Annotated in this window: 17 protein-coding genes; 7 read left to right on the top strand and 10 right to left on the bottom strand. The window is 69.0% G+C overall.

Annotated features, from left to right (window positions below; all coding sequences use genetic code 11):
• Positions 1–74 precede the first annotated feature (74 nt).
• The 5 genes from DAA40_RS14115 to DAA40_RS14100 all read left to right on the top strand — a co-directional run bounded on the left by DAA40_RS14115 (position 75) and on the right by DAA40_RS14100 (position 4,819).
• Positions 75–1,214, top strand: a complete 1,140-nt coding sequence (locus DAA40_RS14115) for an NDMA-dependent alcohol dehydrogenase (RefSeq protein ID WP_106850371.1) — start codon at positions 75–77, stop codon at positions 1,212–1,214.
• Between the two features lie 274 nt (positions 1,215–1,488).
• Entirely contained in the window at positions 1,489–1,653 is a 165-nt protein-coding gene (locus tag DAA40_RS16270; RefSeq protein WP_158716454.1) for a hypothetical protein, read from the top strand.
• Positions 1,654–1,693: 40 nt separating this feature from the next.
• Positions 1,694–2,884 carry a zinc-dependent alcohol dehydrogenase gene (locus DAA40_RS14110; RefSeq protein WP_106850370.1) on the top strand — a complete coding sequence of 397 codons (1,191 nt, stop codon included), beginning with the start codon at positions 1,694–1,696 and terminating at the stop codon, positions 2,882–2,884.
• A gap of 9 nt (positions 2,885–2,893) precedes the next feature.
• Positions 2,894–3,952, top strand: a complete 1,059-nt coding sequence (locus DAA40_RS14105; RefSeq protein ID WP_106850592.1) for an NAD-dependent epimerase/dehydratase family protein — start codon at positions 2,894–2,896, stop codon at positions 3,950–3,952.
• A 60-nt stretch (positions 3,953–4,012) separates the two neighbouring features.
• Positions 4,013–4,819: an arylamine N-acetyltransferase gene (locus DAA40_RS14100; RefSeq protein WP_106850369.1), complete on the top strand. Its 807-nt coding sequence runs from the start codon at positions 4,013–4,015 to the stop codon at positions 4,817–4,819.
• 41 nt (positions 4,820–4,860) lie between these two features.
• Here the strand turns inward: DAA40_RS14100 and DAA40_RS14095 are convergent, their stop codons facing one another.
• The 10 genes from DAA40_RS14095 to DAA40_RS16265 all read right to left on the bottom strand — a co-directional run bounded on the left by DAA40_RS14095 (position 4,861) and on the right by DAA40_RS16265 (position 12,994).
• Positions 4,861–5,409, bottom strand: coding sequence for a hypothetical protein (locus DAA40_RS14095; RefSeq protein WP_106850368.1), 549 nt, complete (start codon positions 5,407–5,409; stop codon positions 4,861–4,863).
• Positions 5,410–5,540: 131 nt separating this feature from the next.
• Entirely contained in the window at positions 5,541–5,912 is a 372-nt protein-coding gene (gene mnhG, locus DAA40_RS14090) for a monovalent cation/H(+) antiporter subunit G (protein WP_106850367.1), read from the bottom strand.
• A complete protein-coding gene (locus DAA40_RS14085) occupies positions 5,909–6,181 on the bottom strand; it encodes a monovalent cation/H+ antiporter complex subunit F (RefSeq protein ID WP_106850366.1) in 273 nt (90 codons plus the stop codon). The genes mnhG and DAA40_RS14085 overlap by 4 nt, the downstream gene beginning before the upstream one ends.
• Positions 6,178–6,744, bottom strand: coding sequence for a Na+/H+ antiporter subunit E (locus tag DAA40_RS14080; RefSeq protein WP_106850365.1), 567 nt, complete (start codon positions 6,742–6,744; stop codon positions 6,178–6,180). Before DAA40_RS14080 ends, DAA40_RS14085 begins: the two co-directional genes overlap by 4 nt.
• Before the next feature lie 4 nt (positions 6,745–6,748).
• On the bottom strand, positions 6,749–8,353 hold the full coding sequence (locus tag DAA40_RS14075) for a Na+/H+ antiporter subunit D (protein WP_106850364.1): 1,605 nt from the start codon (positions 8,351–8,353) through the stop codon (positions 6,749–6,751).
• Positions 8,350–8,967, bottom strand: coding sequence for a Na(+)/H(+) antiporter subunit C (locus DAA40_RS14070; RefSeq protein WP_199849804.1), 618 nt, complete (start codon positions 8,965–8,967; stop codon positions 8,350–8,352). Before DAA40_RS14070 ends, DAA40_RS14075 begins: the two co-directional genes overlap by 4 nt.
• The gene (locus tag DAA40_RS14065; protein WP_106850590.1) at positions 8,964–11,774 is read right to left on the bottom strand and encodes a Na+/H+ antiporter subunit A; all 2,811 of its coding nucleotides are present in this window, start codon (positions 11,772–11,774) and stop codon (positions 8,964–8,966) included. The genes DAA40_RS14070 and DAA40_RS14065 overlap by 4 nt, the downstream gene beginning before the upstream one ends.
• A gap of 105 nt (positions 11,775–11,879) precedes the next feature.
• The gene (locus DAA40_RS14060; protein WP_106850363.1) at positions 11,880–12,341 is read right to left on the bottom strand and encodes a low molecular weight protein-tyrosine-phosphatase; all 462 of its coding nucleotides are present in this window, start codon (positions 12,339–12,341) and stop codon (positions 11,880–11,882) included.
• A 29-nt stretch (positions 12,342–12,370) separates the two neighbouring features.
• Positions 12,371–12,814, bottom strand: coding sequence for a universal stress protein (locus tag DAA40_RS14055; protein WP_106850362.1), 444 nt, complete (start codon positions 12,812–12,814; stop codon positions 12,371–12,373).
• 33 nt (positions 12,815–12,847) lie between these two features.
• Positions 12,848–12,994 (bottom strand): hypothetical protein, encoded by a 147-nt coding sequence (locus tag DAA40_RS16265; RefSeq protein ID WP_158716453.1) that lies wholly within the window; start codon positions 12,992–12,994, stop codon positions 12,848–12,850.
• 95 nt (positions 12,995–13,089) lie between these two features.
• Between DAA40_RS16265 and DAA40_RS14050 the strand changes: the two genes are divergently transcribed.
• On the top strand, positions 13,090–14,484 hold the full coding sequence (locus DAA40_RS14050) for a threonine/serine exporter ThrE family protein (protein WP_106850361.1): 1,395 nt from the start codon (positions 13,090–13,092) through the stop codon (positions 14,482–14,484).
• A gap of 37 nt (positions 14,485–14,521) precedes the next feature.
• A complete protein-coding gene (gene ilvA / locus DAA40_RS14045; protein WP_106850360.1) occupies positions 14,522–15,796 on the top strand; it encodes a threonine ammonia-lyase IlvA in 1,275 nt (424 codons plus the stop codon).
• Positions 15,797–15,805: the final 9 nt, after the last annotated feature.

The raw sequence follows: 15,805 nt of genomic DNA, 5'->3' as shown, positions 1-15,805 counted from the left end.
AGTGGCGGCCGGGCCCTCGTAGGTGCGCGCACCCTCTATGCTCTCTATAGAAAACGGTGCGATAGGAGCTCGGCATGAAGGTACAGGCGGCGGTCCTCGGCGGGATTGGCCAGGACTGGGAGATTCGCGAGATCGAGGTCGGCGACCCAGTCGCGAACGAGGTGCAGGTCAAGCTCACCGCCTCGGGACTGTGCCATTCCGACGAGCATGTCCGCACGGGCTCTAGCCCCGTACCGTTCTTTCCGGTCGTCGGAGGTCACGAGGGCGCCGGCGTGATCACCAAGGTCGGTCCGGGCGTGGTCGGACTCGAGGAGGGCGACCACGTCGTCCTGTCGTTCATCCCGGCCTGTGGCAAATGCCGGATGTGCGCCAAAGGTCTACAGAATCTGTGCGATCTGGGCGCCGGTCTGGTCAAGGGCAAGGCGATCTCCGACAAGACCTTCCGCTACACGATCGACGGTGAGCCCGCGATCCCGTTCTGCCTGCTGGGCACGTTCTCGCCGTACGTCACTGTGCACGAGGCCTCGGTGGTCAAGATCGAGAAGGACATCCCGCTCGACAAGGCCGCGCTGCTGGGCTGCGGCGTCTCTACCGGCTGGGGCTCGGCCACCGAGATCGGCGGCACCAAGGCCGGCGACACCGTCGTCGTCATGGGCTGCGGCGGCATCGGCATCAACGCCGTCCAGGGCGCAGCCGCCGCCGGCGCGCGGTTCGTCGTCGCCGTCGACCCGGTCGACTTCAAGCGCGAGAAGGCGATGGAGCTCGGCGCCACCCATGCCTATGCCTCGATTGAGGAGGCGATGGGCCCGGTCGGCGAGATGACCTGGGGCACCCTCGCCGATGTCACGGTGATCGCGGTCGGGGAGATCAGCGGCGAGCACATCCAGCCCGCCTGCCAGATCACCGGCAAGGGCGGCACCGTGGTGGTCACCGGCATGGGCGACTTCCGCGACGGCGAGGTCAAGCTCAACCTGTTCGAGCTGACCCTCCTGCAGAAGAACCTGCAGGGCGCGATCTTCGGCGGCATCGGGCCGCGTCAGCAGATCCCGCAGCTGCTGAACATGTACCGCGCCGGCCTGCTGAAGCTCGACGAGCTCGTCACCACCGAGTACTCGCTCGCCGAGATCAACCAGGGCTACCAGGACATGAACGACGGGAAGAACATTCGCGGCATCATCCGCTACACCGACGAGGACTATGCCGGCGCCAAGTAGCGAGTCGAGGGGTGACGAGCGGGCTTAGTGCCTTGAGCTCGTCGCCTGCCCGGCCGCCCAAGCGACCGCCACTGGTTGCTGCCCGGGTTTCCACCCGCGTAGGGTGGGGGGAACACGCGCTCCAGTCACCGGGTGCCCCACCGCGCGGCATCGGCCGCGCCCACCGCAATCGGAGAGCACGTCACTGACCGCAACGACTTGCGCGACTCGCTCGAGGACGGCGCCTCGGCCCTCTCGCTCACCGTCGACTACGTGTCGCCGGCCGCGAAGGGCGATGAGATCAGCGCCCGCGGCGAGCTCCCGCAAGAACGGCGGCAAGATCATCATCGTCGGGGCGGGCGTCGTCCGCGCCGAGGACGACAAAAGCGATCACCCGTGCCGTCGCGACTTTCTCCTGAGCTCTCCCGCATCACCGCAGTCCAGCTACACCTCTGGCTAAGCCACATGCCGGGATAAACCACCACCGACAAGGATCACCCATGCGAGCAGTCACCTGGCAGAAGAAGGGCACCGTCGAGGTCAGCGAGGTAGCCGACCCCGTCGTCCAGAAGCCCACCGACGCGATCGTCCGCGTCACCTCCACCGCGCTCTGCGGCTCGGACCTGCACCTCTACAGCGTCCTTGGCCCCTTCCTGAGCAAGGGCGACATCCTCGGCCACGAGGCCATGGGCATCGTCGAGGAGGTCGGCAGCGCAGTCACCCACGTGCAACCGGGCGACCGCGTCGTCGTACCGTTCAACATCTCCTGCGGCCACTGCCGCATGTGCCGAATGGATCTGCAGTCGCAGTGCGAGACCACCCAGCAGACCGAGCAGGACAAGGGCGCGGCGCTGCTCGGCTTTACCAAGCTCTACGGCTCGGTGCCCGGCGGTCAGGCCGAGCGGCTACGGGTGCCGCACGCTGACTACGGCCTGGTGAAGGTCCCCGAGTCCGGCGCGGATGAGCACTACCTCTACCTGTCCGACATCCTCCCCACGGCATGGCAGGGCGTGAAGTACGCCGGCATCGAGGAGGGCAGCACCGCTGTCATCGTCGGCCTCGGTCCCGTGGGCCAGCTCGCCGCCGCGTGCGCCCAGCACCTCGGGGCGTCGAAGGTGATCGGCCTGGATCTCGTGCCGGAGCGGCTTGCTCGCGCCAAGCAGCGCGGCGTCACCACGATCGACATCACTACCGTCAAGGACGTCGAGAAGTCGGTGCGTGAGCTGACCGACGGTCTCGGCGCCGACGGCGTCGTCGACGCGGTCGGGATGGAGGCGCACGGCAACCCGATCGCAGGCCTGGCGACCTCGGCGACCAGCAGCCTGCCCGGTCCGATCGCCCGTGCCGCCATCGAGCGCGCCGGCATCGATCGGCTGGCAGCACTGCACACCGCTATCACCTGCGCCCGCCGCGGCGGCACGGTCTCCATCAGCGGCGTCTACGGCGGCATGGCCGACCCGATGCCGATGATGACGATGTTCGACCGGCAGCTCACGCTACGGATGGGTCAGTGCAACGTGCGCCGGTGGACCGACGAGCTCCGCGGCCTGCTGGACGGCGGTGCGGATCCCTTCGGTGTGGACGATCTGGCCACCCACCGCGTACCGCTGAGCGAGGCGCCGGCGGCGTACGAGATGTTCCAGAAGAAGCAGGACGGTTGCATCAAGGTCATCCTGGACCCAGCCGGATAGGTGGAGAAGATGAAAGTCGCAGTCGTAGGCGCCACGGGAAACGTCGGCACCGCAGTACTGCGCGCGCTGCGCGACAGCGACGAAGCCGCGCAGATCGTGGGGATCGCGCGTCGGCTCCCCGAGCCGGCCGCGCAGCCATACGACGTCGCGGAGTGGCACTCGGTCGATCTGGCCGACCCCGCGTCGTCCGAGGCGTTGGAAACCGCGTTCAACGGCGCGGAAGCGGTGATCCACCTGGCGTGGCTGATCCAGCCGAACCGCCAGCGCGAGCTCATGCGCACTGTCAACGTCGATGGCACCGGCCGGGTGCTGGAGGCCGCGGCACGAGCCGGCGTACGACGCATCGTCGTGGCGTCATCGGTCGGCGCCTACTCGCCCTCGCGGGACAGCGAGCCGCACGACGAGTGGTGGCCGGTGCAAGGCATCGAGACCTCCCATTACAGCGTCGACAAGGCGGCGCAGGAGCAGCTGCTGCAGAGCTTCCAGCAGCGCCACCCCGACATCGACGTCGCCTGGCTGCGGACGGCGCTGGTGTTCCAGCGTGGCGCCGGCGCGGAGATCCAGCGGCTGTTCCTGGGCCCGCTCGCGCCGACCCGGCTGCTGGGGCGAGTGCGCATCCCGCTGCTCCCGCTGCCCCAGGGCGTCCGGCTGCAGGTCGTGCACGCGGACGACGCCGCGCAGGCCTACCTGCTGGCCGCTGTCCGCGGCTCCTCCGGCGCATTCAACATCGCGGCGGACGACGTCCTGGTCGCCAAGGACCTCGCGGCCGCGGTCCGCGGCATGAAGGTGATCGAGGTCCGTCCGGCCGTGCTGCGCGCTGCCATGTCCGCGGCCTACCGGGCCCGTGCGATCCCCGCCGACGCCGGGTGGCTCGACATGGGCATGCAGGTGCCGGTGATGGACACCTCGCGCGCCAAGCGCGAGCTCGGCTGGAAGCCACGGCACTCCGCCCGGCATGCTCTCGACGAGCTGATCGTCGGGCTGCGCGAGCAGCTGGGCACCGGATCGCCCGCACTGCGTGGAAACGACACGTCGATGCCGACCACCAGGCCGGACCCAGCCGACTAGCAGCGCCCACGTGGGCACCGCCACCGCTGGTGGTCATCAGCCATCGTGGAGACTGGAGGCATGAAGTCCGCCGACGTCGTGAGCCGCTACCTGGCCCGCCTCGATCTCGCCGAGGCTCCCCCGATCACCCCCAAGGGTCTGCGGGCCATTCACGAGGCACATCTGTTCAGCGTGCCCTTCGAGAACCTCTCGATCAACCTCAAGGAGAAGGTGCCGCTCACCCACCGCGCGTTCGCGGAGAAGATCGCGCTGAGTCGCCGGGGCGGCATCTGCTACGAGCTCAACGGTGCCCTGTACTGGCTGCTGAAGCGGCTGGGGTTCGACGTCACCCTGGCATCCAGCCGCGTGTGGGTGGACGGCGGCCTCACCCACCCTGGCGACCACATGGTCGTGCTGGTGAACTTCGACAGCCGGAAGGGTGACGTGTGGATCGCCGACGTCGGATTCGGCGCCCACGCGATGAAGCCGCTGAAGCTGACCAAGGCCGGTTCCCAGCACGACGCGACCGGCGACTATACGGTCCGCCCGGCCGGCACCGGCTGCCACGACGTCCTGCGCGGGGACGTGCCGATCTACCGGATCGAACCTGGTATCCGCTCGCTCACGGACTTCCGCGCCGTCTACTGGTGGCAGCAGACCTCACCAGACAGCCGGAACACCCAACGCACCATGTGCTCGCTGCCGACCGCGAACGGGCGGGTGACGATCAGCAACAACGAGCTCACCCGGACCAAGAAGGACTCACGGCGGGTGGAGCTGATGGACGACAAAGCGACACTGTCGGCCTACCGGGAGTACTTCGGCATCGAGCTGGACGACGTACCCCGTCCCCGATTCCCGTTGCTGTGGAGCGACGCGCGTTCCTGAGCCCGCAAGCCCGGCATGCTAATCGCCGCAGGACGACATCACTAGGCGGCGGCGAGGACCTCGGCCGGTTCGGGCGCGAGGATCGCCGGCTGGTCCCTACGGCGTACGGCGCGGCTGCGCGAGGTGTATCGGCGACGCAGCAGCCGCACGTATCCGGACCACCGCGCGGGGCGCCTGACCTGCCCGCCGACCTCCCGCGTCAGGTTGTCCAGCAGATCCTGCAGAAGCGCGTCGTGCAGCCAGCGGGTGGCCAGCATCCACGCGATACGGCTACCGAGCGCGGGACGCGCTTCCAGCACGTGGCGTACGACGCAGGCCAGGCCGTCGGGCTGCACCTCGAACCGGTGTGTCCCGTGTAGGACGGGTCGCTCGAAACGGAAGACGATCGCCTGGTCGCTGACCTCCTCGACGACGTACCGGATGGGGCCGTGCCCGCCGCGCGAGCCGGGGCGCAGGCCGTCGGAGAGCCGCAGCGCCGGCCACCGGTCCGAGGGCCAGATCTGGTCGGCCGGCGTACCGAGAGCATCGAGCGCCCGCCGAACATCGCAGGCGCGCACCGGAAGGCGCCTGCAGTGCACGTTGCTGATCATTGCTGTCTCCCTCTGTCTTCTACGCCACCCAGCCTCCCGGTCGCGGCACGGGAGCGAATCCCCCGAAGGGCTGATCTCGACGTAGTACCTAGGGACGAGACCGAAGACCGGATCGGTTCCGGGCGCCGCGCTCAGTGGTGCAGCGGGTGATCGGGCGGCGTCTCGCGCAACGCCTCGTCCAGCTCGTCGGTGTCGTAATCGCTCGGCTTGACCAGACCAGCCCGGTAGGCGGCGCGGCTGAGCATGTGCGCGGATACCGGCGCTGTGAGCGCCTGCGCGACCGCTACCAGGACGAGGGTGCCGAACGCGCTCCAGGTGCGCAACGTCAGCGCCAGGCCACTGAGGATGAGGAACAGGCCGAGGGTCTGCGGCTTGGTGGCGGCGTGCATCCGCATGAACAGGTTCTCGAACCGGGCCAGGCCGATGGACGCGATCAGCGTGAGGGAGGCGCCGGCGAGGGTGGCGATCGCGCCCAGGACGTCGAGAAGAGTGCCCCAGCTCATCGTTGCTCGCGCCCCTCTCGGATGACGAGGAAGCGCGCGACGGACACCGCGCCGACGAAGCCGACGAGCGCCAGCACGAGCAGGATCGGAAGCGCCGAGCCCGACCCCGAGGCGGTGATCGTGACCGCGATGCCGCAGATCACCACGACGACGATGATGTCGTTGGCGAGGATGCGGTCGACGTTCGAGGGGCCGACGACGATCCTCCAGACGGCGATCAGCCCCGCGATGACCAGCATGCTGATCGCGATCATGTAGACGACGCTCATTGCGACTTGGCCTCCTCGATCAGCGCTATCTCGTGGCGGGTGCCGATTGCCTTGACCAGCCGCTCCTCGATGTCGAGGACCCGCGCGCGGCAGGCCTCGACGCCCTCGGAACCGGGGGTGTCCACGTCGTGCACGTACAGGATTCCCGCGGCGCGGCGCACCTCGACCACGACGGAGCCGGGAACCAGCGCCACGAGCGCGCCGACCAACGTGATGTAGAGGTCGGATCGGGTGCGCAGCTGTACCTCGACGATCGAGCCGCGCGGGGCCGGGCGGGGGCGGATCGCGAGCCAGGAGACGTGGACGGCAGCCTTGACCAAATCCCACATGAAGCGCAGCAACAGCGCGATCATCGCCAGCGGCCGCGGCCGGCCGTGGTACTCGATCGACGGCAGCGGGAAGATGAGCGTCGCGGCCAGCCCGACCAGGAAGCCGTTGGCGAGGTTGCCCCAGGACAGCTTGTCCCACATCAGGCACCACGCGATGGTGATGATCCCGATGGCGCGAGGCTGCCACCCGCCGCGGCGGACCAGCCGCGTGGGGAGTCGTTCGACGTTCGTCATGCCGCTAGCCTCTCGATCCGCGAATCGCCTCGAGGTACGGCGTGGTGAGCATCATGTCGCGTGCGGCGTCGTCGGTGTAGGCGAACAGCGGGCCGGCGAGCAGGGTGATGGCGAGGCTGACGGCCACCATCGCTCCGGTCGCCAGCAGCATCGAGGGCGGCAGCGCCTTGCTGCGAGGCTCGTCGGAGTCGTCGGTCTCGTCGTCGAGGTCGAACTCGAGTTCCTGCCCCTCGCGGCGCGCGGCCTGGCGCGGGTCCAGATCGGGCCGCCGGTTCATGGTCTGCGCGACCACCTCGCTCGGCGTTCGCCAGAACGCCTGCGACCACACCTTCGCCATCGCGTACAGCGTCAGCAGACTGGTCAGCAGCGAACCTGCGACCAGCACATAGGCCATCGGCGTCCCGGGGGCGACCCCCGCCTGCAGCAGGCCGACCTTGGCGATGAAGCCCGAGAGCGGCGGGATGCCGCCCAGGGTCATCGCGGCGGGGGAGAACAGCACGCCGAGCACCGGGGAGACTGCCGCCAGCCCGCCGAGGGTGCCGAGGGAGGTGGTGCCGCTCATCCGGTCGATGAGCCCCGTGGCCAGGAACAGCGCGGTCTGGATGGTGATGTGATGGGCGACGTAGAAGACCGCCCCCGACAGCCCCGCCTCGCTGGCGAGGGCCACTCCGAAGATCATGTAGCCGATGTGGCTCACGAGGGTGAACGACAGAATCCTCTTGATGCCGGTCTGCGCGACGGCGCCGAGGATGCCGACCAGCATGGTCAGCAGCGCCACCCACATCAGTAGCCCCTGCAGCGGCGAGTCGGGGAAGAGAATCGTCTGGGTACGGATGATCGCGTAGACGCCGACCTTCGTCAGCAGGCCCGCGAAGACCGCGGTGACGGGTGCGGGTGCGGTCGGATAGCTGTCGGGCAGCCACGCGGACATCGGGAAGACCGCGGCCTTGATGCCGAAGACGGTCAGCAGCAGCACCTGAACAGTGATCGCCGCCGCCGGCGCGACCTCGGCGAAGCGGGCGTTGAGCTGGGCCAGGTTCACGGTGCCGGTCAACGCGTAGGTGGCGGCGATCGCCACGAGGAACAGGAAGGACGAGACGATGCTGACCACCACATAGGTGGTCCCGGCACGGATGCGCGGGCCGGTGCCGCTGAGGGTCAGCAGCACATAGGACGCGAACAGCAGGATCTCGAAGCCGACGAACAGGTTGAAAAGATCGCCGGCGAGGAAGGCGTTGGCGACGCCGGCCGACAGCACCAGATAGGTCGGGAAGAAGACCGTCAGCGGGGTGTCGCCGCTACCGTCGGCGATGCCCTGCCCGATTGAGAAGACCAGCACGATGAGCGTGACGATGCACGAGACGAACAGCACCAGGGCCGCGAGCCGGTCGGCCACGAGTGCGATCCCCAGATCCTGCCAGCCGCCCAGCCAGATCGCGATCGGGCCCTCGGTGTGCGTGATGTAGATGAGCCCGCCGGCGACGGCGAGGGTGAGCGCCAGGATCCCCACGCTGATCGCTCGCTGCAGCATCACCGAGTGACGGAAGATCAGGGTGAGCGCTGCGCCGAGCAACGGCAGCAGCACCGGGAGGGGAATCAGCCAGCTCATCGCTTCCCCCCTTCGTCGCCCGGGGATGGCTCGCCGTCCGGGGACAGCTCGTCGACGACCGTGCCTTCGTGCGGCGCGGTCACCTCGTGGACGGCGAGGTCCGTCCGCTCGGCGCCTTGCGCCTCGGCGGCGGCCTCCTCAGAGAGGTCGGCCTCGTCCGGATCCTCCTCGGCGCTCGTGGTCGAGGTGGTGTCCTCCGCGTCGTAGGTCTCCGAGACCTCGTCGCGTTCGGCCATGCGCTGGATGAGGGCGTCCTCGGCGTCGTCCGGGACGTCGTCGCTGCCGGTCAGCTGCCACTGACGGTAGGCCAGCGCCATCATGAACGCGACCGTCGCCAGGGAGATCACGATCGCGGTCAGCACGAAGGCCTGCGGGAGGGCGTCGCTCATCTCGTCCGCCGGTCGCTCGCCGATCAACGGCGCCCCGCGCGCCCGGCCGCTGACGACCATGTACAGCAGCGAGACGCCATTGCTCATCAGGACGATGCCCAGCAGCACGCGGGTGAGGGCCCGCTCGAGCAGCAGATACACGCCGCACCCGACGAGCACCGAGGCGACGACGATGAGCGTCACGTTGGGGCTGATGCCGGCCTGCCCGGCGGCGAGGATGCTCACTGCGTGGCCTCCTCGAGCTGGCGGTCGATCCCGTTGCCGAGGCTGCGGCCGATGTCGAGCATGAGCCCCACCACGATCAGGTAGACGCCGATGTCGAAGACGACCGCGGTGACGATCTTGACATCACCCCAGATCGGCATCCAGAACTCGAAGACGGCGGACTCGAGGATCGTGCGGCCGAAGGCGAGGGGAGCCAGCGCCGACAGGATCGCGATGCTCAGGCCGATTCCGACCAGCAGACCGGCGTCGATGGGCGCTGCCTCGTCGAGTTCGTGCCGCCCACCTGCGAGATAGCGCACCATCAGCGCTAGACCGGCCACCAGCCCACCGGCGAATCCGCCGCCGGGCTGGTTGTGCCCGACGAACAACAGGTACAGCGACAACGCGATCATCACGTGGAACAGCAAGCGGGTGACGACCTCGAACATCACCGATCGTCGCTCCGGCCGTTGCGAGAGGTTCGCCCCGAGCAGCCCGGACCACCCTTCGCTGCCTCCGGGACTGAGGCGATCGAGCCTGGCGTTCCGGGTGCGCACAAACACCAGGCTGGCCACACCGGTCGCGGCCACGACAAGCACCGACACCTCGCCGAGGGTGTCCCAAGCGCGGATGTCGACCAGGGTCACGTTGACGACGTTCTCGCCGTAGCCGAACGCGTAGGCGGCCTCGGCGAAGGTGCTGGAGATCGGCTCGTGCTCGCGCGCTCCGGCAGCGATGAAGGTGACCAGCCCGACGGTGGACCCGACTGCGATGGCCAGCACGAGCCGCCAGTACCGGCTGGCGCGCAGCGGACGGCGCCGGAAGTTCGCCGGGAGCCGCCGCAGCACGAGCACGAACACGACGATCGAGACGGTCTCCACCAGCATCTGGGTGATCGCGATGTCGGGCGCGCCGTGCAGCAGGAACATCAACGCCAGCCCGTAGCCGGTCAACCCGACGAGGACGACGGTCGAGAGGCGTTTGCGAGCCTGGGTGGCGGCGATCGCAGCGGCGATCATCAGCACGCCCACCGCCACCTGGGCGGGGTTGTCCCAGAGGCGAGGCGCAGCGCCCGGCAGGGCGAGGATGGCAGCGGTGCCGCTGAGACCAACGACTACCAGCAGGATCGTGGCGAGATAGATCGGCAGCGAGCCACGCTGGCTGATCGCGGTGACCTCGACGGCGAACCGCTCGACCGCGCGGATGACCGCGTTGTAGCCGCGCTCGCCGTCGACCACTGCAGGAACCCGCTGCTGGGCGCCAGCGATCGCCGACCTGCGCCAGAACAGCAGCAGGCCGATCACGAGGGACAGCACGGACATGCCGAGGGCGAGGGTGAACCCGTGCCAGAGCGACAGCGTCGGCAGGTACTCGCCGGGCGGCAGCGCGTCGGACACGACCGTCTCGGCGTACGGCTTGATCAGCGCGGTGAGCGGCCCGCCGAGGAATCCGACGACCAAGCTGAGCGCGGCCAGGAGCACCGGCGCGGCGACGAACGGGATGGGCGGTGACGGGCAGTCGATCGGATCCACTCCTGGCTTGCTCGCGAAGGCCCCCCACAGAAAGCGCGCGGTATAGGCGACAGTCAGCGCCGACCCGACGACCAGGACGACGGCGAGGGTCCAGCCGCCGATGGCGCCGAGCGGACCTTCGACGGCCTTCACGACGGAGTCGAAGGCTGCTTCCTTGGCCACGAACCCGGCCAGCGGGGCGACGCCGGCCATCGACAGGCCGGCGAGCAGCGCGGCAGCGGCGACGACCGGCATCAGCCGTAGGACCCCGGAGAGCTCGCGCAGGTCACGGGTGCCCGTGGTGCGGTCGATGATGCCGACGGTGAGGAAGAGGGTGCTTTTGAACAATGCGTGCGAGACGACGAGCGCGACCGCTGAGAGCGCTGCCGCGCCGGTGCCGACCCCGGCCATCGCGGTGAGGAATCCGAGCTGGCTGACGGTGCCGTAGGCCAGCAGCAGTTTGATGTCGTGCTGCCGCAGCGCGCGCCATCCACCCACCAGCATCGTGAACGCACCAACGGCGACGGTCACCGGCCGCCAGCCGGGCGAGTCGCCGAATACCGGCGCCATGACGGCAACGAGGTAGATGCCGGCCTTCACCATCGCCGCCGCGTGCAGGTAGGCGCTGACCGGAGTGGGGGCCGCCATCGCGCCCGGAAGCCAGAAGTGGAAGGGGACCTGCGCGGACTTCGTGAGGGCGCCGACGAGCAGCAGCAGACCCGCGACGGTGATCGTGGTCGTGGAGGGCAGCTGCCCCGAGACGACCTCGCTGATCCGGTAGCTGGCGGTCTCGCCGATGACGATGATGCCGCCGAGCATCGACAGCCCGCCGAGCGTCGTGACCAGTAGCGCCTGCATGGCGGCGCGGCGGTTGACCGCGCGGACCGGGTTGTGCCCGACGAGCAGGTAGGAGAAGACCGTGGTCAGCTCCCAGAAGACGTACAGCATGACCAGGTCGTCGCTGAGCACCAGCCCCAGCATGGCACCGGCGAACATGGTGAAGACCGCGCCGAAGCGCCACAGGGTGACATCGCCCTTCCTGAAGTACCAGCCGCAGTAGAACAGGATCAGCGCGCCGACGCCGGTGACCAGCATCGCGAGTACCCACTGCAGGCTGCCCATCCGCAGCGCCAGGTCGACCCCGAGAGACGGGATCCAGGAAACCACCTCGGAGACCGCACCACCGGAGCGGATGGTCGGGGCCTGCGCCGCGATCCACCCGAAGGAGCCCGCCGGCACCAAGGCCAGCAACAGGAAGGCGCGCCGTCCCAAGAAATGGGTCAGCAGCGGGGTCAATGATCCTGCTACTAGGTGCATCAGCAGCAGGATCGACAAACTGGTCCCCTAGAATATTGCGGCGGTGGGTGCAAGTATACCTGCGTCTCGTATCGCTCGCCGCGACCTGACAGCCCGGCCGCGGGGTCACAACCGCCTGATTGCCTCGGCGAGCCCGGGCATCGCCCGCTCGATGGTGGCGAGAGTGCTCTGGAAGCCGTCCTGATCGCCATACCACGGGTCGGGCACGCCCGCGCCGGGCTCGGACTCCGGGTCGTAGTCGGTGAGCAGGACGACGTTGGCGTTGTCGGCACCGGTCATGCACCGCATCTTGTCCACATGGATCTGTTCCATGGCGACCACGAGATCCGCCTGCGCAATCTCCTCGGCGGTGATCTGGTGTGCCGCGTGGCCGTCGGTGCGGTAGCCCGCTCCGGTGAGGCTCTGCACCGCCCGGGGGTCGATCGGCGCGCCGATCTCCTCACGGCTCGTCGCGGCGCTCGTCAGGTGCGCCTCGATGCCATGCTCGCGCAGGTATCGCTCCGCGACCCGCTCGGCCATCGGTGAGCGGCAGATGTTCCCCCAACAGACGAATACGACCTTCTTCATGCCGTCATTCTGGCAGGGACTGCGTGCCGCTAGCGGCGGTCTTCCTTATGGTGCCGGGTCACAACGACGGGGCAGGACGCGTGCGACACGACGTGCTGGCTGACCGAGCCGAGCACCAGCCCGGCGAAGCCGCCGTGGCCGCGCGAGCCGACGACGACCAGGTCGGCGCTCTTCGACGCCTCGGTCATCACGTACGACGGATGTCCCTGGTCGACGATCTTCTCGACGCCGCCGGCCTGGTCGCCCAGCGCCTCATCGAGTGCCTCGTCGAGGGCCTGCTGGGCGTTCTGGCGCCAGTCGACGGCGTCCTCACCGCCGAAGGCCACGCCGTACGACGCGGGAATGGTCCAGGCGGTCACGGCGACCAGGGTGCTGCCGGTGAGCTTCGCCTGACCTGCGGCCCATCTGATCGCATCGATGGACGCTGGGGAGCCGTCTACTCCTACGATGATCCGACCCTTGGGCTGATTCATGACAACCTCCGCTCGACGCCTTCTCCTCTCACCTTAGACCTCCGGGTCTGGCGCGGGACGCTTCGCGGTCAGGGTGTGCACGACCGCCCGGATGACGATCTCGTCGCGTTGGTTGCGCAGCTCCAGCAGCTCGCTGACCGTTCCCTGCGGACGGCTGGCGGATTCGGCGAGCGCGGTCACCGTGGCCCGGCCGCGCAGCCGGTCTCCGGCCTTGACCGGCCCACCCTATCGCCGCAGCGCCCAGGGGACGCCGCACGTGGTGCAGAGTGGGAGGAGTGAACAGCAAGCGATGGCTGAGCCTGGCTGCCGGGATCGTCCGCCCGCGCGCCGGGGCATCCGAGGCCCCACCGTCACCGGCGGAGGACGATGCTCACGAACGCGCATTCACCCGCCGCGTCGTGGACCTGGCGATGCGGGTCGCGGAGATGATGCTGACCGTCGGCGCATCGGTGAACGATGTGACCCTGGCCGCGTTGCGGATCGTCAAGTCGTACGACGTCACGCCGGTGCATGTGGACGTCACCTACACCTCGATCACGGTGTCCTACGGTCGCGGCCCGGACGACGATCCGTTGACCGTGACCCGTGTGGTCCGGGGGCGCACGATGGACTCGACCCGGCTGCAGCGGCTGGTCGAGCTCACCGGCGCGATCGAGGACGGTCTGCCGATCGATCGGGCGCGCAGCCAGTTCGCCGAGATCAGCACGGCCCCGCATCCCTACCGGCGCGCACTGATCGTGCTCGCGAACGGCGGCATCGCTGCCGGGGTCGCGATCGTCATGGGGGCCTCGGCGATCATCACCGCGTCGGCGCTGCTAGCGGCGATGCTGATCACCCTCACCCATCAGGAGCTCGGCAAACGACTGCTGCCGACCTTCTTCGCCCAGGCCCTCGGCGCGCTCATCGTGACCGCGGTCGCCATCGTCCTGAACGCGCTGCAGAGCGAGCTCGGCTGGATCGGCGAGGTCCGCCCCTCGATCATCGTCACCGCGGGGATCATCGTGATGCTCGCGGGCACGTCGTTCGTCGGTTCGGCACAGGACGCCATCGACGGCTATTACGTCACCGCCGGCGCGCGGGGGTTCGAGGTGATGCTGCTGACCCTCGGCATCGTCATCGGCATCACCATAGGGCTGCAGCTCGGCTCCCGCCTCGGCTACGGCATGCTGCTCCCGGCGTCCGCCCCGGACAACGGACCGCTTGCGCAGCAGCTGGTCGGGGTGATCATCGGCGGCGCGTACGCCCTGTCGACCTACGCCAGCCCGCGCGCCATCGCACTCGCCTGCGGCATGGGACTCATCGGCTACTCCGCCTACCTGGCGGGCATCTGGGCGCAGCTCGGCCCGGCGGCCTCGACCGGCATCGGAGCCCTGACGAGCAGCTTCCTCGCCGTCCTGATCGCCAACAAGCTGCGGGTGCCGGCCCTGACGCTGACCACTGCGGCCATCGTTCCGCTGGTTCCCGGCGCGGCGATCTTCCGAGGCCTGCTGCAGCTCACGGAGGCCAACGGGTCGACCGCGGCGATGATGAACGGGACGGGCATCCTGCTCGGCGCGGCCGGCGTGGCGGTCGCGATCGCGGCGGGAGTCTCGCTGGGCGCGTTCTTCGGCCGTCCGACCCGCGACACCATCGCGACCGCCGCGCGGCGGATGCGCCGCGACAGCACCTGAGCCATCCGATGCCCGCGGGAGCCGTAGCATCGTCGAAGTGACCGATGCCCCCACTCCGCACCCCGTCGCGGCGCCACCGACCGCCGCCGACGTGGCGTACGCTGCCGCCCGGCTACGCACCGTCGTCCGCCAGACTGCGCTCGACCCCAGTGAGCGGCTCAGCCAGAATGCCGGGCTCCCCGTGCTGCTCAAACGGGAGGACACCCAGGTGTGCCGTTCGTACAAGGTCCGCGGTGCGTACAACTTCATCTCGTCGATCGCCAGCGACCAGCGTCAGAACGGCATCGTGTGCGCCAGCGCCGGCAACCACGCGCAGGGGGTCGCGTTCGCGTGCCGGAGGCTGGGCATCCGCGGCAAGGTGTTCCTGCCGACCACCACGCCGCGGCAGAAGCGGCAGCGCATCAAGGAAATCGGCGGTGAATGGCTCACGCCGGTCATCACCGGCGGTTCGTACGACGAGGCCAGCCGCGCCGCGTTCGCGGACTCCGCACAGACCGGCGCGTTGTTCGTGCACCCCTTCGACGCAGCCCTCACAATCGCCGGTCAGGGCAGCGTGGGCGTCGAGATCCCCGAGGCGATGCCGGGCGGCGACACCGTTCTGGTGCCGGTCGGCGGCGGCGGCCTGCTGGCCGGGATCTGCCTATGGATCAGGGAGAACAAGCCCGACACCCGGATCGTCGGCGTCGAGCCGGAGGGTGCTGCCAGCATGCAGGCGGCGCTCGACGCGGGGCTTCCCGTCGTCCTGCCCGATCTCGACACGTTCGTCGACGGAGCGGCGGTGGCGCGTGTCGGTGACCTGTCGTATGAGCTGGTGCGCAACCTCGTCGACCAGGTGATCTCGGTGCCTGAGGGAGCGGTGTGCACGGAGATGCTGGAGCTCTACCAGAACGAGGGCATCATCGCCGAGCCCGCCGGGGCCCTGGCCTCGGCCGCGCTGCGCGGCTACCTCGACCACGAGCCGGACGGGCCGGTCGTCTGCGTGGTCTCCGGCGGCAACAACGACGTCTCGCGGTACGCCGAGATCCTGGAGCGGTCGCTGATCCACGAGGGCTTGCGTCACTACTTCTTGGTGACCTTTCCGCAGGAGCCTGGTGCGCTACGCGGCTTTCTCGCCGACGTCCTCGGCGAGGGCGAGGACATCGTGCTGTTCGAGTACGTGAAGAAGAACAACCGTGAGACCGGACCCGCCCTCGTAGGCATCGAGCTGGATGACGCGGCGAAGCTCCCGTCCCTGCTGGAGCGGATCGAGCAGAGCCCGCTGAGCATCGAGCGGATCGAGCCGGGCTCGCCACTGTCCGGATTCCTCTTGTAGGCGACGTCC

This window comes from Blastococcus sp. Marseille-P5729 (genome assembly GCF_900292035.1).
GTDB lineage: Bacteria > Actinomycetota > Actinomycetes > Mycobacteriales > Antricoccaceae > Cumulibacter.
This window is presented reverse-complemented; position numbering and strand designations above follow the sequence as displayed.

Bases quoted from the DNA above. Each gene is read 5' to 3' on its own strand.
- DAA40_RS14115 (WP_106850371.1), top strand. From the start codon at position 75: ATGAAGGTACAGGCGGCGGTCCTCGGCGGGATTGGCCAGGACTGGGAG.
- DAA40_RS16270 (WP_158716454.1), top strand. From the start codon at position 1,489: ATGAGATCAGCGCCCGCGGCGAGCTCCCGCAAGAACGGCGGCAAGATC.
- DAA40_RS14110 (WP_106850370.1), top strand. From the start codon at position 1,694: ATGCGAGCAGTCACCTGGCAGAAGAAGGGCACCGTCGAGGTCAGCGAG.
- DAA40_RS14105 (WP_106850592.1), top strand. From the start codon at position 2,894: ATGAAAGTCGCAGTCGTAGGCGCCACGGGAAACGTCGGCACCGCAGTA.
- DAA40_RS14100 (WP_106850369.1), top strand. From the start codon at position 4,013: ATGAAGTCCGCCGACGTCGTGAGCCGCTACCTGGCCCGCCTCGATCTC.
- DAA40_RS14095 (WP_106850368.1), bottom strand. From the start codon at position 5,409: ATGATCAGCAACGTGCACTGCAGGCGCCTTCCGGTGCGCGCCTGCGAT.
- mnhG (WP_106850367.1), bottom strand. From the start codon at position 5,912: ATGAGCTGGGGCACTCTTCTCGACGTCCTGGGCGCGATCGCCACCCTC.
- DAA40_RS14085 (WP_106850366.1), bottom strand. From the start codon at position 6,181: ATGAGCGTCGTCTACATGATCGCGATCAGCATGCTGGTCATCGCGGGG.
- DAA40_RS14080 (WP_106850365.1), bottom strand. From the start codon at position 6,744: ATGACGAACGTCGAACGACTCCCCACGCGGCTGGTCCGCCGCGGCGGG.
- DAA40_RS14075 (WP_106850364.1), bottom strand. From the start codon at position 8,353: ATGAGCTGGCTGATTCCCCTCCCGGTGCTGCTGCCGTTGCTCGGCGCA.
- DAA40_RS14065 (WP_106850590.1), bottom strand. From the start codon at position 11,774: ATGCACCTAGTAGCAGGATCATTGACCCCGCTGCTGACCCATTTCTTG.
- DAA40_RS14060 (WP_106850363.1), bottom strand. From the start codon at position 12,341: ATGAAGAAGGTCGTATTCGTCTGTTGGGGGAACATCTGCCGCTCACCG.
- DAA40_RS14055 (WP_106850362.1), bottom strand. From the start codon at position 12,814: ATGAATCAGCCCAAGGGTCGGATCATCGTAGGAGTAGACGGCTCCCCA.